Source organism: Acidovorax sp. (genome assembly GCF_046294525.1).
Taxonomy (GTDB): Bacteria; Pseudomonadota; Gammaproteobacteria; order Burkholderiales; family Burkholderiaceae_C; genus Acidovorax.
Window position 1 is genome coordinate 318,389 of record NZ_JBKBKQ010000001.1, and the last position, 20,518, is coordinate 338,906.

Here is a 20,518-nt window from a genome sequence, read left to right on the forward strand (position 1 = left end):
AACGCGCCGCAGCCTCAGTTCAGAGCGTCGATTTTGGCTTGGAGCTCAGCAGGATCCACCGGCTTGGTGATGTAGCCGCGCGCACCCTGACGCATCCCCCAGACACGATCAGTTTCCTGGTTCTTGCTGGTGCACATGATGATGGGCACATCGGCATACAGCGGGTCGCGGGTAATGGCGCGGGTGAGTTGAAACCCATTCTGGCCGGGCATGACCACGTCCATCAAAATCAGGTCGGGCTTTTCTTCGGCGAGACGGCGAAAAGCCTCATCGGCATTTTCGGCGGTACGCACTTGCATGCCTTTTTTCTGAAGCAGGTCGGTCAAAAACATCAACTCGGTCTTCGAGTCATCGACGACCAGTACTTTCTGGATAGGCATTACATCGCTCCTTGTTGGGCATTGCCAAACTGCTGCACGGCTTGCAACAGCTGGTCTTTGGTAAACGGTTTGGTGAGATATTCTTGGCAGCCGACCATGCGCCCGCGCGCCTTGTCGAACACGCCGTCCTTGGAGGACAGCATAACCACCGGAGTATCTGCAAAACGGGCATTGCGCTTGATGATGGCGCAGGTCTGGTACCCGTCGAGCTTGGGCATGAGGATGTCGCAGAAAATCAGCTGAGGCTGATAATCGTTGACCTTGGCCAAAGCATCAAAGCCGTCGTCAGCCAACAAGACTTCGTGCCCCCCCTGCTTGAGAAAAATCTCGGCGCTTCGACGGATGGTATTGCTGTCATCCACCACGAGCACTTTGAAAGATGCGCCTGTTGTAGTCAATTGTTACTGCTCCCGATGGAAAAATAAACAACGCAGCAGCAGATGATCATGCTGGTGCGCCTCAAATCTGAACCATCTCGAAATCTTCCTTGCGGGCGCCACATTCCGGGCAGGTCCAATTCATGGGAACTTGGTCCCATGGAGTGTTGGGTGCAATGCCGTGCTCGGGTGAACCCTGGGCTTCGTCATAAATCCAACCGCAAATCAAGCACATCCAGGTTTTAGAGTCGATCACAGCTTAAAGGGCCTTCACATAGAATGCAACGATTGTATCTAGTCATCTCCGCGGCCTGCAGCTTCTGTGCCACCCCTCTGGCAGGATCTGGTCAATGACCTCCAAAGCACCTTCCCCCTCCCCTGAAATCCTAGACATTGAAGATGACAGCGCGGAGGAGGCGACGCCGGCCTGCGTGCTCGTTTTCAACGCCAACGACCCCAGCGGTGCCGGCGGCCTCACAGCGGACGTCACCACCATTGCGTCGGTCGGCGGGCATCCGATCGCGGTCGTGACGGGCGCCTACGCCCGCGATACGGCGCAGATTTTCGACCATTTCAGCTTTGACGATGACGCCGTGGCGGAGCAGGCCCGTGCCGTGCTGGAAGACCTGCCGGTGCAGGCCATCAAGATCGGCTTCGTAGGCAGCCCAGAGAACATCAGCACCATCGCCGAAATAACCGCAGACTATGACGAAGTCCCGGTAATAGCCTATATGCCCAACCTCTCCTGGTGGCGGGAAGAGCTGATCGACGAGTATCTGGACGCCTTCCGGGAATTGTTGTTACCGCAGACCTCGGTGTTGGTTGGAAACCACAGTACGCTGTGGCGCTGGCTATTGCCCGACTGGTCGAGCGACCGCAGCCCCACGGCGCGCGACATCGCCCGCGCTGCTTCCGAGATGGGTGTGCCCTACACGCTGGTCACCGGGATCCCGCTGCCTGAACAGTTTGTGGAAAACGTCCTCGCATCGCCGCAGGCCGTGCTGGGCAGCGGCAAGTTCGAGTTGTTCGATGCCACCTTCTCGGGTGCTGGCGACACCCTGTCGGCCGCACTCACGTCGCTGGTGGCCGCAGGCAACGACCTGGGCGAGGCCACAAGCGAAGCACTCGGCTATCTCGACCGCTGCCTGGACGCGGGGTTTCGCCCGGGCATGGGGCACATCGTGCCCGACCGCATGTTCTGGGCCCTGCCCGACGAAGATGACGACGCCGCCGCGACAGAAGACGAAGAACCCGCCATTGATGAAGCACAGGCCCTGGAAGGCTTTGTGATGCCGCCCCATGACACCAAGCACTGACCTCAACATTCCCCTGTTCGAGCGCGCCAAGGCGCTGATCCCCGGCGGCGTGAACTCGCCCGTGCGCGCCTTCAAGGCCGTGGGCGGCACGCCGCGCTTCGTCAAGCGGGCACAAGGCGCGTACTTCTGGGACGCCAACGACCAGCGTTTCATTGACTACATCGGCTCCTGGGGCCCGATGATCCTCGGCCATGGCCACCCCGCCGTGCTGGAGGCCGTGCAGAAGGCGGCGCTCGAAGGCTTCAGCTTCGGCGCGCCCACCGAGCGCGAGGTTGAGTTGGCCGAGGAAATCCTGGGCCTCGTGCCTTCCATGGAGATGATCCGCCTGGTCAGCTCGGGCACCGAGGCGGGCATGAGCGCCATACGCCTCGCGCGCGGCGCCACGGGCCGCAGCAAGTTCATCAAGTTCGAAGGCTGCTACCACGGCCATGCCGATTCGCTGCTGGTCAAGGCTGGCTCGGGCCTTGCGACCTTTGGCAATGCCACCAGCGCGGGCGTGCCGCCCGAGGTGGTGCAGCACACCATCGTGCTCGAATACAACAACGTCGCCCAGCTGGAAGAAGCCTTCGCCCTGCACGGCAAGGACCTCGCCTGCGTGATGATCGAGCCCATCGCTGGCAACATGAACTTCGTGCGCGCCAGCGTTCCGTTCATGAAGCGCTGCCGCGAGCTGTGCACCGAGCACGGCGCGCTGCTGGTGCTGGACGAGGTGATGACGGGCTTTCGCGTCGGCCTGGGCAGCGCACAAGGCGTGTATGCCCAAAGCATCCCCGGTTTCAAGCCCGACCTCACGGTGCTGGGCAAGGTGATCGGCGGCGGCATGCCGCTGGCAGCCTTTGGCGGCCCCCGCGCCATCATGGAACACCTCGCCCCGCTGGGCGCCGTGTACCAGGCCGGTACGCTCTCGGGCAACCCGGTGGCCACGGCCTGCGGGCTGACCACGCTGCGGGAAATCAAGAAGCCCGGCTTCTTCGATGCGCTTTCAGTCCGCACCCGCTCGCTGGTCGATGGCCTGGCCCAGGCCGCCCAGGACGAAGGCGTGCCCTTCAGCGCCGACTGCGAAGGTGGCATGTTCGGCTTCTTCCTGCTGCCCGAGCTGCCACAGAACTACGCCCAGGTGCTCAAAACCGACAGCGCGCGCTTCAACGCCCTGTTCCACGGCCTGCTGGACCGCGGCGTCTACATCGCCCCCGCGCTGTACGAAGCCGGCTTCGTGAGCGCCGCCCACACCGCCGACGACATTGCCGCCACGGTGGCTGCCGCGCGCGAAGTGTTCAAGGCACTACAAAAATAATAGCTGCCGGCGCTTTTCCACCAAGCGCTGGAGCATATTCTCACTGAGATTTCGCCGGATAGCCGTCACAGCAACCCGCGCAGCTCCCGCGCGGCGTCCTGCAGCAGGGGCAGCATGTCGCGCAGCAGGCTGCCTTCGTCGATCTGCTTGGGAGACGCCACCACGTTCAGCGCCGCCACCGTGTGGCCCTGCAGGTTGCGCAGCGGCACGGCCAGGGCGTGCACGCCCAGTTCATGCTCCTCCACCGCCAGGCAGTAGTCATCGCGCCGCGCCTGGGCAATCGCCTGGCGCAGGGGCCCGACCTGCGTGATGGTGCGGGGTGTGAGCCGCTGCAGCGTGCGCCCCTTGAGCCAGGCCGTGAGTGCTGCGGGCGGCAGCGCCGCCAGCAGCACGCGGCCGGTGGACGTGGGATGCGCCGGCAGCCGCGCCCCCAAATGCAGGCCGTATGCCAGCACACGCGACGGCGCGCCATACACCCCGCTGCGCGCCACGATCACCACTTCATCGCCATCCAGCACCACGGCCGAGAACGACTGCTGCGTCTGCGCGGCCAGCCGGTTCAGCGTGGGCTGCAGCACGCGCGGTAGCCGGGCCGAGGCCAGGTAGCTGCCCGAGAACCGTAGCACCTTGGGCGCCAGCCAGAAGTAGCTGCCATCCGTCTCCAGATAGCCCAGATGCGCCAGGGTGAGCAGATGCCGCCGCGCCGCCGCCCGCGTGAGCCCGGTGCGCTGCGCGGCCAGCGTGGCATTGAGCCGCTGGCGCTCGGTGTCGAAGCTCTCCAGCACGGCCATGCCTTTGGCCATGCCTTCGATGAAATCTGCCTTGGCGATGGGGGCGGCGGCCTGCACGATGGTCATTGCGCGATGATCGCACAACACGACCGACAATCGCACGCAACCGCCACGGCGGCCCGCTCTCTTGACACAGATCAACCTACGCTTGGCAGCATCGAACTTCACGAGGTTGCCCCACCATGCGTACCCAGGTTGCCATCATCGGCGCAGGCCCCGCCGGCCTGCTGCTCGGCCAGTTGCTCTACAAATCCGGCATTGACGCCGTCATCATCGAACAGCGCAGCCCCGACTACGTGCTGGGCCGCATCCGCGCGGGTGTGCTGGAGCAGGTCAGCATGGACCTGCTGGACAAGGCCGGTGTCGGCGCCCGCGCCCACGCCGAAGGCCTGCCCCACGACGGCATCGAGCTGCTGTTCAAGGGCGCACGCCACCGCATCGATCTGCATGAACTCACCGGCGGCAGCCGCGTGACGGTGTATGGGCAGACCGAGGTGACGCGGGATCTGATGGACGCCCGCGCAGCGGAAGGGCTGACCACGGTGTACGAAGCCCACAACGTGAGCGTGCACGACTTCGACGGCCAAGAGCCGCGCGTGACCTACGAGAAGGACGGCCAGACCCACACTCTGCACTGCGACTTCATCGCAGGCTGCGACGGCTACCACGGCGTGTGCCGCGCCAGCGCGCCGGCCGACCTGCTCAAGACCTACGAACGCGTGTACCCCTTTGGCTGGCTGGGGGTGCTGGCCGATGTGCCGCCCGTCTCGCATGAACTGATTTACGCCAACACCGAACGCGGCTTTGCGCTGTGCAGCATGCGCAGCGCCACGCGCAGCCGCTACTACGTGCAGGTGCCCAGCACCGACAAGATGGAGAACTGGACCCTCGACCAGTTCTGGACCGAGCTGGGCAACCGCCTGGATCCCGAGGCCCGCGCCAACCTGGTGACCGGCCCGGCACTGGAGATGAGCATCGCCCCGCTGCGCAGTTTTGTGGCCGAGCCCATGCGGTTTGGCCGCATGTTCCTGGCGGGCGACGCGGCCCACATCGTGCCGCCCACCGGCGCCAAGGGCCTGAACCTGGCGGCCAGCGACGTAGGCTTCCTGTGGACTGCGCTGACCGAGTTCTACACCGAGAAATCCTCAGTGGGCATCGACACCTACTCCGACCGCTGCCTGCGCCGCGTATGGCGCGCCGAGCGCTTCTCGTGGTGGTTCACCTCGCTGATGCATCGATTCCCCGACACCGGCGAGTTCGGCCAGAAGATCCAGGAGGCTGAGCTGGACTACTTGGTGAACTCACGCGCCGCCTCGGTGTCGTTGGCGGAGAACTATGTGGGACTGCCGATGAACTTCGGCACCTGAACCTCACCTTAGTCCTGACAATGGGCATAAAAAAAAGCGGCTTCCTTGGAAGCCGCTTTTTGTTAGGTACCCGCCTTCGGTCGGATCAGTGACGGAAGTGACGCACGCCGCTGAAGACCATGGCCACGCCGCGCTCGTTGGCTGCGTCAATCACTTCGTTGTCGCGCATGGAGCCACCGGGCTGGATGACGCAGGTGGCACCTGCATCCACCACTACATCCAGACCATCGCGGAAGGGGAAGAACGCATCGCTCGCCACGACCGTGCCTTGCAAGGTCAGGCCCGCGTGGCCTGCCTTGATGCTGGCGATGCGGGCCGAGTCCAGGCGGCTCATCTGGCCGGCGCCCACGCCCATGGTCATGCCGCCCTTGCAGAAGACGATGGCGTTGCTCTTGACGTACTTGGCCACCTTCCAGGCAAAAAGCAGGTCTTCCATCTCTTCCAACGTGGGCTGTTTCTTCGTCACGACCTTGAGGTCGATGAGCGACAGCTCATGGTTGTCTGCCGTCTGCAGCAGCAGGCCCGAGCCGATGCGCTTGGCGTCCATGGCGTTGCGGCCGCGTTCCCAGTCGGTCTTGCCACCGTGTGCTGGCAAGGCAATCTTGAGCAGGCGCACATTGGCTTTGGCCTTGAAAATCTCCAGCGCCTCGGCGGAGAAGTCGGGGGCCATCAGCACTTCCACGAACTGCTTGCTGACCTGCGCTGCGGCTGCGCCATCCACCACGCGGTTGAAGGCGATGATGCCGCCGAAGGCGCTGGTGGGGTCGGTCTGGAACGCCTTGCTGTAGGCGCTCAGTGCATCCAGGCCCACGGCCACGCCGCAGGGGTTGGCGTGCTTGACGATCACACAGGCGGCAGCTTCAAAGCTCTTCACGCATTCCCACGCGGCATCGGCGTCGGCAATGTTGTTGTAGCTCAGTTCCTTGCCTTGCAGCTGCTGTGCCGTGACGAGCGAGCCGGGTGCTGGGTACAGGTCGCGGTACAGCGCGGCCTGCTGGTGGCTGTTTTCGCCATAACGCAGGTCCTGCACCTTGGTGAAGATGCCGTTGCTCTGGCCGGGAAACTGGGTGCGCGTGGGCACGTAGGTTTCCGACAGCTTTTCTTCTTCGAACGTGACGGATGAGAGGTAGTCGCTGATGGCCCCGTCGTACTGCGCGATGCGGTTGAATGCGGCCACCGACAGCGCGAAGCGCAGCTTGTCGCTCAACTTGCCACCGGCCTTCAGCTCGGCCAGCACGGCCTCGTACTGGTCGGCGGAGGTAATCACACCGACGTCCTTCCAGTTCTTGGCGGCGCTGCGCACCATGGCGGGGCCGCCGATGTCGATGTTTTCGATGGCATCGGCCAGCGTGCAGCCGGCCTTGGCCACGGTGGCTTCAAAAGGGTAGAGGTTGACCACCAGCAGGTCGATGGTGTCGATGCCGTGCTCTTTGAGGGCGGCCATGTGTTCGGGCAGCTCGCGGCGCGCCAGCAGGCCGCCGTGCACCTTGGGGTGCAGCGTCTTCACGCGGCCGTCCAGCATCTCGGGGAACTGGGTGACCTCGGCCACTTCGGTGACGGGCAGGCCCTTGTCGGCCAGCAGCTTGGCGGTGCCCCCGGTGGACAGCAGCTTGATGCCCAGCGCGTGCAGCGCTTGCGCGAATTCGACGATGCCGGTCTTGTCGGAGACGGAGAGGAGTGCGTTCATGGCAGTGGTGGTGCGGAGGTTTTGAATAAAAACAGGCCCCAGCGCTTATCGATCAAGCGCCAGCAGCTATAAATTTAATAGTATTGAACCCGAGGGTGTCAGAGCAGCTTGTGCTCCACCAGCTTCTTGCGCAGGGTGTTGCGGTTCAGGCCCAGCCATTCGGCGGCGCGCGACTGGTTGTTGTCGGCCTGTTGCATCACGACTTCCAGCAACGGGCGCTCGACCACGCGCACCAGCATGTCGTACATGCCATCGGGCGTCTCGCCGCCCAGGTCGCGAAAGTAGCCTTGCAGGCTCTCGCGCACGCATTCCTCAATGTGTTTCTTGCTCATACAGCCAATCCCTCTTGTTCTTCTGTGGCAGCGTCCACGTCGGTGGCGGCAGGCAACCGATCCATCTGTTGCCCCAGGGCATCGACGTAGTCGGCCACTGCCTGCCACTGCGTGGCGCAGTCTTCAATGGTGTTGATGTGTTGCCTGAAAACCTCGCCGCCCGGCAGCGCGCGCAGGTACCACGCAATGTGCTTGCGCGCACTGCGCACCCCGGTCAACTCGCCGTACAGGCTGTAGTGGTCTTGCAGGTGGTCCAACAGCAGGCGGCGCACCTCGGCCACCAGCGGTGGCGCCAGATGCTCTCCGGTGGCCAGAAAGTGGCCGATCTCGCGGAAGATCCATGGCCGGCCTTGTGCGGCGCGGCCAATCATGATCGCGTCCGCGCCGGTGGCGGCCAGGACAGCGCGCGCCTTCTCGGGCGAGGTGATGTCGCCGTTGGCCACCACGGGCACCTTCACCGCCGCCTTGACCGCAGCGATGGTGTCGTATTCCGCGTGCCCCTTGTAGCCCTGCTCGCGCGTGCGGCCATGCACGGTCAGCATCTGGATGCCCACGGCCTCAAATTGCCGCGCAAGCTGCACGGCATTCTTGTGCTCCTGGCACCAGCCGGTGCGCATCTTCAGCGTGACAGGCACGTTATAGGGCGCGCAGGCTTCGACCACCGCCGCGGCGATCTCCACCGCGAGCGCTTCGTTCTGCATCAGGGCGGAACCCGCCCATTTGTTGCAGACCTTCTTCGCCGGGCAGCCCATGTTGATGTCGATGATCTGCGCGCCGCGTTCCACGTTGTAGACCGCGGCCTCGGCCATCATGGGCGCTTCGGTGCCGGCAATCTGCACGGCGATGGGGCCCGGCTCCCCGTCATGGTTGGCCCGGCGCGAGGTCTTGAGGCTGTTCCACAAATCCTTGCGCGAGGTCACCATCTCGCTGACCGCATAACCCGCGCCCAACGCTTTGCACAGCTGACGAAACGGCCGGTCGGTAACGCCTGCCATCGGGGCGACGAACAACCGGTTCGCCAGAGGAATGTGGCCGATGTGCATGGCAGGGGAGGGGGGAAGGGAAATGCAGCGGATGCTGAAAAAGGAGGCAGGATTGTACCTGCTCAAAATTTCAGCAAATGAAATTTTGAGGGGCGCTGCGCAGCCATGGCGCACCGCTCCGCCCTCCCCCAGCGCCGGCCAATTGCGGTGGCGTTTTACCGAATGGCGAGGTCCGTGTCTGCGGACGATGGCACACCCGCTCCGCGCCGCGCGAAGTGCCACCACGCATCGGGCAGGTTGTTGAACTGGTGGCGCGCCATCTGCGCCTGCAACCACTGGCGGTTGTGCTCCACGTCGGGCGAAAAGCCGGTCGCGGCCAGTGCAGCGTCGGCGGCCTCCACACCGGCTGGCGTGCCCATGTCCACGTCGTGCCCGTCGGCCAGGGGGCCGCGCACGACCTGGCTGGCCTTCATGCCGTCCATCACACGCACCCGCACCGCCCAGCCGCCGCTGGCCGCTTGGCAGGTCGCGGTCAGTGCCAGGCCCTGGCTGCGCAGATCGCGCTCCAACGCGTTAAGCGCCGCGCGCTCGGCCTCTGCATCTGCACAGCCCATCTGCGGCGCTGCCAAGGCCACGGCCCCAGTGGCCTGCTGCGGGGTGACCGCTGCGTGGGGGCTTTGCGCGCAAGCAGCCAGCAGCAACGCCACGACCAGCGCGCCACCGTGCATGGGCACAATCCCAGCGCGGTGGCGAGCAGGCGTGCCGTGAGGAATGGTTGCGTGAGTGGCGGGTTGGTGCATGAGAGCCTCCTGCAATCGGTTCGAAAACATGTGGCTTGACGATACAAATACGCCCGAGGCACGAGCCATGCGCGCATGCCGCTGGCCGCTGTAGGACGGCGCCCCCTGCGCGCAATGCGGACGTTGGCCGCCTCTACACTCGCCGGCTATGGAAATCTGGATGCACCAGTTGCTGGAATGGCTGGCCCTGCCACAGTTCGGGCTCAGCACGGTCTTCATCGTGTCGTTCGTCTCGGCCACACTGCTGCCGTTAGGCTCCGAGCCCGCGGTGTTCGGCCTCATCAAGCTCAACCCCGAACTCTTCTGGGCGGCAATTGGCGTGGCCACGGTGGGTAACACGCTGGGCGGTGGGGTGAGCTGGTGGATGGGCCTGGGCGCGCACAAGGTTGTGGACAAGGCGCGGGGCAATTCCACCGATGTGCGGGCGCTCGGCTGGCTCAAGCGCTTTGGCCCGCGCGCATGCCTGCTGAGCTGGCTGCCCGTGGTGGGTGACCCGCTGTGCGCGGTGGCCGGGTGGCTGAAGCTGCCCTTCTGGCCCTGCCTGGCTTATATGGCTGTGGGCAAGTTCTTCCGCTACCTCGTCATGACCGCCGTGCTGCTGTACCTGATGCCCGGGCATCTGGCCGTGTAGGCGCAGGGCCTTCCAACGTTCAGAGCGTGGGGTACCCGCTGGCTTCGGCCATCAGCGAGTCGCCGCGGACCACGGGCTCTTCCACCACCACCTGGTTGCGGCCGCCTTCCTTAGCCATGTACATGGCGGTATCGGCGCGCGAGAAGAACTCCAGCACCGACTCGCCCAGGACATACTGCGTGACGCCAATCGACACCGTGACCCGCCCCCGCAGCAGCCCGTTCCACGCGTACGACTCCACCTGCGCACGGATGCGTTCGCAGGTGTTGAGCGCGGGGAGCAGCGACGTGCCCGGAAAGATCAGCAAGAACTCTTCGCCACCGTACCGCCCGAACACGTCGCCTCCGCGCACGCCCTGCTGCGCAATGCGGGCGAAGTTGCGCAGCACCTCGTCGCCGCCCAGGTGGCCGAGCTCGTCGTTGATGCGCTTGAAATGGTCGATGTCGAGCACGGCCAGGCACAGGGGAATGCCGCTCTCGTCGGCCAGCTGTTTTTGTTCTTCCAGCGCGGCCAGCACATAGCGCCGGTTGAAGCAGCCCACCAGCGGGTCGCGCTGCGCGTCTTCCTGGATGTTCTTGATCTTGCGACTGGCCTGGTGCAGGCTGCGGTACAGAGACTGCACCTTGCCCAGCAGCACGATAAAGGCTGGCAGCGACACCACCAGCGCCATCAGGTGCAACACCTCCAGCCGCAGCAGCGCCGAATTTTGCTGCTGCACATGGTGCAATCCCACCACCAGCGCATAGGCCGCCGCCACCGCGCCCGCCAGCGCGAGAAGGGTGCGCCGGGGCACGACGAAGATGCCGTAGGCGACCGCCACAAACGTAAAAGGCGTGAGCAGGATCTGCGTGACCGGTGCCAGGTAGCACAGGACCATCATGCCGGCCAGCGCGGTGGCCACAATGGCCAGCTTCAGGTGGCGGTGCCGCATCTTGCGCACCAGCCCCGAATGCGCCACCCACCAGAAGCCTGCAGCGCCGACGGCGATCATCCCCAGCAGCGCGCCCAGGACTTCTGCCTCCACCATCCCCAGGACCCAGAAGCCCGCCAGCGCCACTGCATACAGGCCGATGAGCACGCTGGCCGCCCTCCAGTCGCGGCCGGCGCCAGCCAGGGGCCGCTCACCCACCCCGTCGAGGGCCCGGCGCGCAGGGCGCACCGCGGCGGACGAAGAATCATCAAACTCCATCACGGCATCGGACAATGGAAAAGCGTCCGTGGCCGAAAACGGATTCTTGCGTCCAAAAAGCATAAGGAAGCAGGCGTTGGCCTGGTTGGGTTCGGGGACGGGCACCGGAACGCGCGCTCGTCAGAGAAGTGCCTGCCGTCTTCGGGCAAACCCGCGCATCTTACGGAGAACTGACACGATCACGCTCCGTGTTTTCCAGTAGGGGTGACAGGGTAGCCGCACCCGGCCGCCGCTGCGGCCACCCCGCCCCAGAGTCCTGCGACAGATCAAAAAAAAATCCCTGTGCCGCACAGTGCGGACAGGGATCGATCGGTGCGCAATGTGCATGCGCCACCACCAAACGCCCTCAGTATCTGGGCGCCAGTTTGCCGGGCACGCCGTTTAGACGTTGAACAGGAAGTTCAGCACGTCACCATCCTTGACCACGTAGTCCTTGCCTTCGGCGCGCATCTTGCCCGCGTCCTTGGCGCCCTGCTCGCCCTTGTACTGGATGTAATCGTCAAACGCGATGGTCTGTGCGCGGATGAAGCCGCGCTCGAAATCTCCGTGGATGACCCCGGCCGCCTGGGGCGCAGTGTCGCCGACCTTGATGGTCCAGGCGCGCACTTCCTTCACACCGGCGGTGAAGTAGGTCTGCAGGCCCAGCAGGCTGAACCCGGCGCGGATGAGGCGGTTCAGGCCGGGTTCCTCCAGGCCCATCTCCTGCAGGAACATGTCTCGGTCTTCGTCGCTCATCTCGGCCATTTCGGCTTCGATCTTGGCGCAGATGGCGACCACGGGCGCGCCCTGGGCTGCGGCGTATTCCTTGAGACGGTCGAGCAGCGGATTGTTCTCGAAGCCGTCCTCGCTCACGTTGCCCACGAACATCGCCGGCTTGGAAGTGATGAGGCAGAACTGCTTGAGCAGCGGTGCGTCTTCCTTGCTGACAGCGATGGTGCGCGCGGGCTTGCCCTCGTTGAGCGCCGCCTGGATGGGGGTGAGCAGCGAGACGATCTTGGCCGCCTCCTTGTCATTGCCCGATTTGGCGGCCTTGCTGTAGCGGTTCAGGGCCTTCTCGACCGTGGCGAGGTCGGCCAGGCACAGCTCGGTCTGGATGACCTCGATGTCGGCGATCGGGTCCACGCGGCCGGCCACGTGGATCACGTTGGGGTCTTCGAAGCAGCGGACCACGTTGACGATGGCATCCGTCTCGCGGATGTGGGCCAGGAACTGGTTGCCCAGGCCTTCGCCCTTGGAAGCGCCCGCCACCAGACCGGCGATGTCCACAAACTCGACGATGGCCGGAACGACGCGCTCGGGCTGGACGATCTCGGACAGCTTCTGAAGGCGCGGGTCAGGCACCTCCACCACACCCGTGTTGGGCTCGATGGTGCAAAACGGATAGTTCTCGGCGGCAATGCCGGCCTTGGTCAGCGCGTTGAAAAGGGTGGACTTGCCGACGTTGGGCAGGCCCACGATGCCGCATTGGAGGCTCATGGCAGGGCTTTCTGGAATTCGGAGACAAACCGCCGATTTTACGGGGCCGCCAACCGACCCACCTTCAGCCTGCGCTCCGGGGCGTCATTCGAACCGAAGATCGGCAGCCACCCGCTGGCCCACGCGCAGCATCTGGCCCGCGCCCTGGCGCACGATGGCGTTCATTCCGAAGGTGATGGCGCCCCCCAGGCGCTTGTCATGGCGGTACTGGCGCAGGGTGTCGCCGACGGCAGGGTGGGTCTCGGCCGTCGCCGGGTCGATGTCGGGGATGGGGCACCGCGCGCAGGGTTTGACGAGCTGCAGGCAGGCTTCGTCTGCACCCGTGTCGATGCGCACCCGGTCCACCCGGTCTTCGTCGTGGGCCTCCACGCCTGCCAGCACCACGTTGGGCCGGAACCGCTCAATGCCCACGGCTTCGTGGCCTTGCGCAGCCAAGCGTGTATTGAGGTCGTCCATCGACGCCTCGCTGGCCACCAGAACGGGAAAGCCATCGGAGAACTGGTTCGGCGCCTCCAAACCACCGGTCCAGTCCAGGCTGGACAGGCGCCTGTGTTCGGGATCAAACCGCACCAGGCGGCAGGGCTGACCCAGGAAATCAGTGAACCACTGCGCCGCCACGGCGCCCATGTCCCAGGCCGGCACGGTGTCGCGCCAGACGGTCACGGTGGCGGGCGCCTCCACGGCATCAATGGCGATGTGCAGCACCAGCATGCCCGGGGCGCGCAGAACCAGTTCGTCTGTCTTGAGCTGGGGGCGAATCAGGGCCATGCGAGGCAGGTCCCGCTGCGTGACAAACACCCCCTTGTCGTCTACCACCATCCAGGCCCGGTCCAGGTCCAGTCCGGTTTCGGTGAGCAGCGCTTCCTGTACTTCGATCCCCGCGCACGACTTGACGGGGTACACAAACAGGCGCGCGATGGTGCCGGTCAAATCAGATTCGGGGTTGAAGCTCACGCCAAGCGCTCCTGCGGGACAAAGCCGCAATTCTGCACTGCGCGCGGGGGCCGTAAGACCGCTCCTACAATGGCCCGCATGGCCCAAAACTTTGATATCTGTATTCGCGGCGGCGGCATTGTGGGCAAGACGCTGGCACTGCTGCTGGCGCGGGACCGGCTGAAAGTGGCCCTGGCGCCGCACCCCGGGCCCCAGAACCCCGCAACCACCGACGTGCGGGCCTACGCGCTGAACCTGGCGTCGCGCCGCCTGCTGGAATCTCTGCGCAGCTGGCCCGACGCCAAACACGCCACCGCCGTGCGCCAGATGGAGGTGCGCGGCGACCAGGATGGCGTGGTGAATTTTGACGCTGCCACCCAGGGGGTGGACGCGCTGGCCTGGATTGTGGACGTGCCCGCGCTGGAAGCGCGCCTGGACGACGCCGTGCGCTTTCAGCCCCATGTGGAGCGCGTGGAAAACCCGGTGCCAGCCCCACTCAACGTAGTGTGCGAAGGCCGCGCCAGCACCACTCGGGCAGAGTTTGGTGTGAACTTTCGCGTCACGCCTTATGGCCAGACGGCCATCGCCACTCGGCTGACCACCGAACGACCCCACGGACAGGTGGCGCGGCAGTGGTTCTCTCCCGAGGGCATTCTTGCGTTTCTACCGCTTGACGGGCCCACGGGGAACTCCGTGGCCGTTGTGTGGTCCGTCCTGCACGACCATGCCGCGCCGCTGATGGCCCTGTCGCCCGAAGCCTTTGTAGAGAAGTTGCAAGCTGCCAGCCACGGAACGTTGGGCACGCTGGCGCTGTGCGCCGAGCGCGCAGCCTGGCCCCTGCAATTGGCAACGGCCGACCGGTGGTGCGGGCCTGACCCGCACAGCGGCGGCGCCCGCCGCAGCTGGGCGCTGGCGGGTGACGCCGCCCACAACGTGCACCCGCTGGCCGGCCAGGGGCTGAACCTGGGCCTGGCGGATGTGGAGGTATTGGCCCGTGTGCTGCACGGGCGCGACTACTGGCGCAGCGTGGCCGACTTGAAGCTGCTGCGCAGCTACGAGCGGGAGCGCAAAGCCGCCGTGCTGGCCATGGGGTGGACCACGGACGGACTGGCGCAACTGTTTGCACGCCAGGAGGGCCCGGTGCAGGCGCTGCGCAATTGGGGCATGAAAGGCTTCGAGCGCAGCGGCCCGCTCAAGGCCTTTGTGGCCCGCCAGGCCATGGGCATGTATTGAAAGACTGTGGCCCTTGCACGGGCGAGCGAACTTACGAAATTGACCGATCGAGACCACCATGAAACTGTTTTCCACCCTGCTGACCGCCCTCGCCCTCGCCACGCTCAGCCTCACGGCCGCCGCCCAAGAGTCCGACATCCGCAAAGCGCTGGCAGAGCGCATTCCGCAGATGGACAAGATCGACGAAGTGCGCCCCACGCCCATGAAAGGCCTGTACGAGGTGCGCATCGGCACGGATCTTTTCTACACCGATGCCAAGGGCAACTACGTGATCCAAGGGGAGCTTATCGACACCAAGGCTCGCCGCAACCTGACGGAAGACCGCATCGCCAAACTGACGGCAGTGGATTTTTCGGCGCTTCCGCTCAAGGACGCGTTCACCATTGTGCGGGGCGACGGCAAGCGCAAGGTGGCGGTGTTTGAAGACCCGAACTGCGGCTACTGCAAGCGGTTTGAACGGGATCTGCAGAACGTGGACAACGTCACGGTATACCTGTTCCTGTACCCCATTCTGAGCCCGGACTCGGCCGAGAAGTCGCGCAACATCTGGTGTGCCAAGGACAAGACGGCCGCCTGGCAGGACTACATGGTGCGCGACAAGGCCCCTGCAGCAGCCAGCTGCGACACCAGCGCCCTCCAGCGCAATCTGGCGTTTGGCCGCAAGCACAAGATCACGGGCACCCCGACGCTGATCTTCGCCAACGGCACGCGCGTGCCAGGCGCCATCGGGGCGCAGGAAGTGGAAAAGCGGCTTGTGGAAGCGAGCGGCGAGACACCCACCACCAACTGACACCCTGTTTGCCGTTGCCTGCGCCGCTGCCCACGCCCATGACCTCTGCCCGACCTGCCGCCCACTCCGCTTCTGCACCCCTCCACTACCGTGTCGATCCCTCGGACCTGAACGCGCACCTGTTCACCGTCACGCTCACAGTGGCACAGCCTGCGCAAGGGCAGGAGGTGTCGCTGCCTGCGTGGATACCCGGCAGCTACCTCGTGCGCGAGTTCTCCAAGAACCTGCAGAACCTGAAAGCCCGCCAAGGCCGGCGCGAGGTGCCGTTGACCCAGCTGGACAAACACCGCTGGCGCGCAGACAGCACGCCGGCCAAGCCGCTGGTGCTGACCTACTCGGTGTGCGCCTACGACAACTCGGTGCGCACCGCCTGGCTTGACGCTGCGCGGGGGTTTTTTAACGGCACCAGCCTGTGCTTGCGTGTCCATGGGCAGGAATCGGAACGCCACGTGCTGGAAGTGGCACGCACACCGGCGACTTCGGCGTGGTCGGTTGCCACCGGACTGAGCGCGTTGGACGTGGACGACCAGGGCTTTGGCCACTACGCCGCAGCGGACTACGACGAGCTGGTGGACTGCCCGGTGGAGATGGGCACGTTCTGGATGGGCCGCTTTACCGCCTGTGGTGTGGCGCACCGCTTTGTGGTGGCCGGTGCTGCGCCTTCCTTCGACGGCAAGCGCCTGCTGGCGGACACGCAGAAAATCTGCGAGGCCAACATCCGCTTCTGGCATGGCGATGGCAAGGCGCCGTTCAAGAACTATCTCTTCATGCTCAATGCCGTGGGCGATGGCTACGGGGGCCTGGAGCACCGCAATTCCACCGCGCTGATCTGCGGCCGCCGCGACCTGCCCCGGGTGGGCGACTCGCGCGCCAGCGAGGGCTACACCACGCTGCTGGGCCTGATCAGCCACGAGTACTTCCACACCTGGAACGTAAAGCGCCTGCGCCCGGCCGAATTTGTCACCTACGACTACACGCGCGAGAACTACACACAGCTTCTGTGGTTCTTCGAAGGCTTTACCAGCTACTACGACGACCTGCTGCTGCGCAGGGCCGGGCTGATTGACGATGCCACTTACCTGAAGCTCATCACCAAGACCATCAACCAGGTGCTGCAAACGCCGGGCCGGCGGGTGCAGTCGGTAGCCGAGGCGAGCTTTGACGCCTGGGTGAAGTACTACCGCCAGGACGAGAACACCCCCAATGCCACCGTGAGCTACTACACCAAGGGCTCGCTGGTGGCGCTGTGCCTGGACCTGGCACTGCGGCGCGAGGGCAAAACCACGCTGGACAACGTGTTGCGCGCGCTGTGGGCGCGCACCGAAGGCGGCCCCATGTCCGAGGCGGACCTGCGCGAGGTGCTGCGCGAGCTCGCCGGCCGCTCGTTCGACGACGAGCTGCAGCAGTGGGCGCATGGCACGGATGAACTACCTCTGGCGGACCTGCTGGCGGCCCACGGCGTGACGCTGAAGGGCGAAACGCCGCAGCTGGCGCAGCAACTGGGCCTGCGCGTGGCAGAGAACCACAGCGTGCACATCAAGACCGTTCTGCGCGGCAGCGCCGCAGAAAAGGCCGGGATGATGGCCGGTGACGAATGGCTGGGCCTTGCCGTGCAGGAGCAGGAGTGGCGCATTGCCCGGCTGGACGACGTGAGCTTTTATGCCGGCGCGCAGCGCCAGGTGACGGCGCTGGTGGCGCGCGACGGCCGCCTGCTGCGCCTGCCGCTGGATCTGCCCCGCCATGGCACCGCCGCGGCCGCTGGCAGTGGCAAGTCCGTGCAAGCGGCCCCGCCCGACACCATCAGCCTGACACCCGCCGACCCGGCAGCCCTGGCGCGCTGGCTGGACTGACGGCACGGTTCTTCGATGGGCGCGCCGAGCTTGCTTCGTTATATGCTGTGCCCGGTTCCACCCCACCATAAGGATGTCCTGCATAACTCCCTGCGGTCGGTGATGGCGCGGCCTCGGGCAGTCCGCGGCGTTGCTTTTCTTGCCAATAGCCATGCTATTGGCTCCTAAAAGACGCCTTGCGGCCTTTCCCAATCCGCGCCATCACCGACTCGCGAGGGTTATGCAGGACATCCATAACAATCCATAACCCAGGAGATTCCATGGCCTACGAAACCATCGAAGTCCGCACCGAAGCGGACAAGGTTGGCGTGATTACGCTGAACCGCCCCAAGCAGTTGAACGCGCTGAACGACCAGCTGATGAACGAGCTGGGCGAGGCCCTCAAGGCCTTCGATGCCGACGAGAAGATCGGCTGCGTCATCATCACCGGCAGCGAGAAGGCCTTTGCCGCGGGCGCCGACATCGGCGCGATGGCCAAGTACAGCTTCGCAGACACCTACAAGGGCGACTACATCACGCGCAACTGGGAAGCCATTCGCTCCATCCGCAAGCCCGTGATTGCCGCCGTGAGTGGTTTTGCGCTGGGCGGCGGCTGCGAGCTGGCCATGATGTGCGACTTCATCATCGCTGCGGACAACGCCAAGTTCGGCCAGCCCGAAATCAAGCTCGGCGTCATCCCCGGCGCGGGCGGCACGCAGCGCCTGCCCCGCGCGGTGGGCAAGTCCAAGGCCATGGACATGGCGCTCACGGGCCGCATGATGGACGCGGTGGAGGCCGAGCGCGCCGGCCTGGTAAGCCGCGTGGTGCCGTTCGACAAACTCATGGACGAAGCGCTGGGCGCGGCACTCATCATCGCTGGCTTCTCGCAGATTGCCGTGATGGCCGCCAAGGAATCGGTCAACCGCGCGTTCGAAGGCTCGCTGTCCGACGGCGTGATGTTCGAGCGCCGTCTGTTCCATGCGCTGTTCGCCACCCAGGACCAGAAGGAAGGCATGGACGCGTTCATGAACAAACGCCCCGCGAACTTTACGCACCAATAAATTCTGTTCTATAATTTGCGGCTTCGGTGGTATAGCTCAGTTGGTTAGAGCGCAGCATTCATAATGCTGATGTCCCAGGTTCAAGTCCCGGTACCACCACCAGCTTCCAACCCACAGTGTCTGCACACTGTGGGTTTTTTTATTGGCCAACCTGTCAAAATTCATAGCTGGTAGCGCTCTTATCCATTGGCTTTGACTGCATAAACACTGTCAAAGTCAATAACAGCAAGCGCTGGCAGCTATCGTTTTTCAGCTCTTCTGCAGATACACGTACTTTCCAGGCACACCCGTGTCCTGGTCCCAGCGCAGCGGGGCGCTGTGGACGTGGGCCACCTGAAAGCCGTGCCGATCGGCCAGCGCGTCCACATAGCCAAGCGGGTGCGCATAGCGCAGGCTGGGCAACAACTGCGGCTCTCCGCCGCTGGCATGCGCTTCCTCGATGGTGAAGGCCAGCCAGCCGCCCAGGCGCATGCGCTGGGCCAACTGCGCAAACGCATCGTCCAGATGGCCCACGTAGATGAACACGTCCGCAGCCAGCACCAGGTCAAACCGGGCGGTCTCGCCGCGCAGCGCGTCCACCAGGTCGCCCTCGATCAGGCGGTCGTACACGCCGCGGGCACGGGCTTTGTCCAACATGGCGGGCGACAGGTCCAGGCCCACCAGTTGGTCAGCGCGCGGCCGGATGTAGGGGCCGCACAGGCCGGTCCCGCAGCCCAGGTCCAACACGTGGTCGAACCGGGGTGGGCAGGCGGCGGGCAGCTGCTCCACCAGCACCCGGTGCCCCTGGTAGCGCAACTGGCCCACCAGGTGGTCCTCAAACTCTTCGGCGTACTGGTCGAACAGGGTTTGCACGTACTGACGCGGCGCGTGCGCCACTGGTGCGCCGTGCTGCAAGGCCGCGAGATAGTAGCGGTGCAGCTCCGCATCCGCGCCTCTCTCCAGCGCGTTCTGATAACAGCGCGCGGCCTCGGCCGGCTGCTGCAGGTCGCGCCGCAGATGGCCCAGCTGGCTCCACGCCTCGGCCAGGTTGGCGTCCAGCGCCACGGCGGTCTCCAGCGCGGCCAGCGCCTCAGTGGTACGCCCTGCACGCGCCAGGCACTGGCCCAGGCGCATGTGGACGGCGGCGGTGCCGGCACCGCGTTCCACCGCGTTTTCATGGCTGCGCAGCGCGACCTCCCACCGCCCCAGCTCCATTTGGGACAGTCCCAGCGCCGCCCAGCCGTCTGCGAGCGAGTCGTCGGCCGCCAGGGCCTCCTGCAGCACAGGTTCCGCTTCTGCAAAAAGCTGCCGGTGCACCTTGGTCACCCCCAGGTTCAGCAGCACGGACGCCCGCCCCGGTGCCAGCGCCAGGGCCTCTGCAAACGCCCCGTCGGCGGCGTCGTACTGCCCGCCCTCGAACAGCGCTACGCCGCGCAAAAAGGCCTCCCGGGCCTGCTCCAATGCTGTGCTCATGAACGGTGCCTTGCGTGGTGGTTTGCCGCGCATCTTAGGGACCCCCGTAGAATCGCCCCTCCAGCCCCTGGATATAAACCAAGAACCGCTGCCCCATGAACGCTGCACACACACCCTCACCCTCCCGGTTTCTGAAGCATGCCCTCGCCCTTGGCCTGGGCTGCGCTCTGCTTGGCGGCATGCTGCCGGCCAGTGCCCAGGTGCAATCGGCCCTGGGCGGCATGCGCACCTTCCCCGACGCCGCACTGCGCGGCACGCTGACCATCACAGCCGCGTCGGACGCCACGCTCAATGGCCGCGCCATCCGCATGGCCCCCGGCATGCGGCTTTTCAGCCCGCAGAACACATTGGTCATGGCCCACACGGTGCTGGGCCAGAGCTTCCGGGTCAACTACCTGATCGAGCCCAGCACGGGCATGCTCCAGACCGCCTGGATCCTGAGCCAGGGCGAAGCCGACCAGCCCCGCAAGGGCAGCGACACGGTGGATCGCAACTACCGCTCCGAGTACGACGCGGTCCAGAAGTAACCCACCCCGTTCGAGCCGCTGAGCGCGGCCCGGCCTTTGCAACGTGCGGCGCCGCCTCGGGCGCGCCGCC

21 protein-coding genes and 1 tRNA gene are annotated in these 20,518 nt (G+C 65.1%); 10 read left to right on the plus strand and 12 right to left on the minus strand.

The genetic code is table 11. From position 1 onward, the window contains the following. Positions 1–14: 14 nt before the first annotated feature. The 3 genes from ACK4HJ_RS01410 to ACK4HJ_RS01420 all read right to left on the minus strand — a co-directional run bounded on the left by ACK4HJ_RS01410 (position 15) and on the right by ACK4HJ_RS01420 (position 1,013). Positions 15–380, minus strand: a complete 366-nt coding sequence (locus tag ACK4HJ_RS01410) for a PleD family two-component system response regulator (RefSeq protein ID WP_010459520.1) — start codon at positions 378–380, stop codon at positions 15–17. Beyond that, positions 380–778 (minus strand): PleD family two-component system response regulator, encoded by a 399-nt coding sequence (locus ACK4HJ_RS01415; protein ID WP_034692846.1) that lies wholly within the window; start codon positions 776–778, stop codon positions 380–382. The genes ACK4HJ_RS01410 and ACK4HJ_RS01415 overlap by 1 nt, the downstream gene beginning before the upstream one ends. 61 nt (positions 779–839) lie before the next feature. Continuing rightward, a complete protein-coding gene (locus ACK4HJ_RS01420) occupies positions 840–1,013 on the minus strand; it encodes a rubredoxin (RefSeq protein WP_409827011.1) in 174 nt (57 codons plus the stop codon). A 94-nt stretch (positions 1,014–1,107) separates the two neighbouring features. Here ACK4HJ_RS01420 and ACK4HJ_RS01425 point away from each other — a divergent pair, with 94 nt between their 5' ends. Continuing rightward, positions 1,108–2,073 (plus strand): hydroxymethylpyrimidine/phosphomethylpyrimidine kinase, encoded by a 966-nt coding sequence (locus ACK4HJ_RS01425; protein WP_409827013.1) that lies wholly within the window; start codon positions 1,108–1,110, stop codon positions 2,071–2,073. Continuing rightward, the gene (hemL, locus tag ACK4HJ_RS01430) at positions 2,057–3,367 is read left to right on the plus strand and encodes a glutamate-1-semialdehyde 2,1-aminomutase (RefSeq protein WP_409827015.1); all 1,311 of its coding nucleotides are present in this window, start codon (positions 2,057–2,059) and stop codon (positions 3,365–3,367) included. Before ACK4HJ_RS01425 ends, hemL begins: the two co-directional genes overlap by 17 nt. A 65-nt stretch (positions 3,368–3,432) precedes the next feature. Here hemL and ACK4HJ_RS01435 read toward each other — a convergent pair whose 3' ends face one another. Next, a complete protein-coding gene (locus tag ACK4HJ_RS01435) occupies positions 3,433–4,224 on the minus strand; it encodes an IclR family transcriptional regulator C-terminal domain-containing protein (RefSeq protein ID WP_409827017.1) in 792 nt (263 codons plus the stop codon). Positions 4,225–4,340: 116 nt separating this feature from the next. On the opposite strand from ACK4HJ_RS01435, the gene pobA reads away from it, so the two are divergent. Then, on the plus strand, positions 4,341–5,525 hold the full coding sequence (gene pobA, locus ACK4HJ_RS01440) for a 4-hydroxybenzoate 3-monooxygenase (RefSeq protein ID WP_409827019.1): 1,185 nt from the start codon (positions 4,341–4,343) through the stop codon (positions 5,523–5,525). Positions 5,526–5,610: 85 nt separating this feature from the next. Here the strand turns inward: pobA and purH are convergent, their stop codons facing one another. The 4 genes from purH to ACK4HJ_RS01460 form a co-directional block, all read right to left on the minus strand. Beyond that, the gene (gene purH / locus ACK4HJ_RS01445) at positions 5,611–7,212 is read right to left on the minus strand and encodes a bifunctional phosphoribosylaminoimidazolecarboxamide formyltransferase/IMP cyclohydrolase (protein ID WP_409827021.1); all 1,602 of its coding nucleotides are present in this window, start codon (positions 7,210–7,212) and stop codon (positions 5,611–5,613) included. 98 nt (positions 7,213–7,310) lie between these two features. Next, positions 7,311–7,544, minus strand: coding sequence for a Fis family transcriptional regulator (locus ACK4HJ_RS01450; protein ID WP_015015597.1), 234 nt, complete (start codon positions 7,542–7,544; stop codon positions 7,311–7,313). After that, positions 7,541–8,587 (minus strand): tRNA dihydrouridine synthase DusB, encoded by a 1,047-nt coding sequence (gene dusB / locus ACK4HJ_RS01455; protein ID WP_409827024.1) that lies wholly within the window; start codon positions 8,585–8,587, stop codon positions 7,541–7,543. Before dusB ends, ACK4HJ_RS01450 begins: the two co-directional genes overlap by 4 nt. Before the next feature lie 155 nt (positions 8,588–8,742). Beyond that, positions 8,743–9,327: a D-Ala-D-Ala dipeptidase gene (locus ACK4HJ_RS01460; protein WP_409827026.1), complete on the minus strand. Its 585-nt coding sequence runs from the start codon at positions 9,325–9,327 to the stop codon at positions 8,743–8,745. 148 nt (positions 9,328–9,475) lie between these two features. On the opposite strand from ACK4HJ_RS01460, the gene ACK4HJ_RS01465 reads away from it, so the two are divergent. Then, positions 9,476–9,958 (plus strand): YqaA family protein, encoded by a 483-nt coding sequence (locus ACK4HJ_RS01465; protein WP_409827028.1) that lies wholly within the window; start codon positions 9,476–9,478, stop codon positions 9,956–9,958. A gap of 19 nt (positions 9,959–9,977) precedes the next feature. On the opposite strand, the gene ACK4HJ_RS01470 is transcribed toward ACK4HJ_RS01465, so the two are convergent. From ACK4HJ_RS01470 to ACK4HJ_RS01480, 3 genes are all read right to left on the minus strand, one after another. Next, positions 9,978–11,162 (minus strand): diguanylate cyclase, encoded by a 1,185-nt coding sequence (locus ACK4HJ_RS01470; RefSeq protein ID WP_409827030.1) that lies wholly within the window; start codon positions 11,160–11,162, stop codon positions 9,978–9,980. A gap of 366 nt (positions 11,163–11,528) precedes the next feature. Further along, entirely contained in the window at positions 11,529–12,623 is a 1,095-nt protein-coding gene (gene ychF, locus ACK4HJ_RS01475) for a redox-regulated ATPase YchF (RefSeq protein ID WP_409827032.1), read from the minus strand. Between the two features lie 84 nt (positions 12,624–12,707). Next, a complete protein-coding gene (locus ACK4HJ_RS01480; RefSeq protein WP_409827034.1) occupies positions 12,708–13,577 on the minus strand; it encodes an MOSC domain-containing protein in 870 nt (289 codons plus the stop codon). 78 nt (positions 13,578–13,655) lie between these two features. Between ACK4HJ_RS01480 and ACK4HJ_RS01485 the strand changes: the two genes are divergently transcribed. The 5 genes from ACK4HJ_RS01485 (at position 13,656) to ACK4HJ_RS01505 (ending at position 18,571) form a co-directional block, all read left to right on the plus strand. Then, positions 13,656–14,789: an FAD-dependent monooxygenase gene (locus ACK4HJ_RS01485; protein WP_409827036.1), complete on the plus strand. Its 1,134-nt coding sequence runs from the start codon at positions 13,656–13,658 to the stop codon at positions 14,787–14,789. 58 nt (positions 14,790–14,847) lie between these two features. Further along, positions 14,848–15,579 (plus strand): DsbC family protein, encoded by a 732-nt coding sequence (locus ACK4HJ_RS01490; RefSeq protein WP_409827038.1) that lies wholly within the window; start codon positions 14,848–14,850, stop codon positions 15,577–15,579. Positions 15,580–15,617: 38 nt separating this feature from the next. Further along, positions 15,618–17,429 (plus strand): M61 family metallopeptidase, encoded by a 1,812-nt coding sequence (locus ACK4HJ_RS01495; RefSeq protein ID WP_409827039.1) that lies wholly within the window; start codon positions 15,618–15,620, stop codon positions 17,427–17,429. A 260-nt stretch (positions 17,430–17,689) separates the two neighbouring features. Next, entirely contained in the window at positions 17,690–18,469 is a 780-nt protein-coding gene (locus tag ACK4HJ_RS01500; protein WP_409827040.1) for an enoyl-CoA hydratase, read from the plus strand. A 25-nt stretch (positions 18,470–18,494) separates the two neighbouring features. Continuing rightward, a tRNA-Met gene (locus tag ACK4HJ_RS01505) sits at positions 18,495–18,571 on the plus strand. A 147-nt stretch (positions 18,572–18,718) separates the two neighbouring features. Here the strand turns inward: ACK4HJ_RS01505 and ACK4HJ_RS01510 are convergent. Beyond that, the gene (locus tag ACK4HJ_RS01510; protein ID WP_409827042.1) at positions 18,719–19,921 is read right to left on the minus strand and encodes a tetratricopeptide repeat protein; all 1,203 of its coding nucleotides are present in this window, start codon (positions 19,919–19,921) and stop codon (positions 18,719–18,721) included. 95 nt (positions 19,922–20,016) lie between these two features. Between ACK4HJ_RS01510 and ACK4HJ_RS01515 the strand changes: the two genes are divergently transcribed. Continuing rightward, positions 20,017–20,448 carry a hypothetical protein gene (locus ACK4HJ_RS01515; protein WP_409827044.1) on the plus strand — a complete coding sequence of 144 codons (432 nt, stop codon included), beginning with the start codon at positions 20,017–20,019 and terminating at the stop codon, positions 20,446–20,448. Positions 20,449–20,518: the final 70 nt, after the last annotated feature.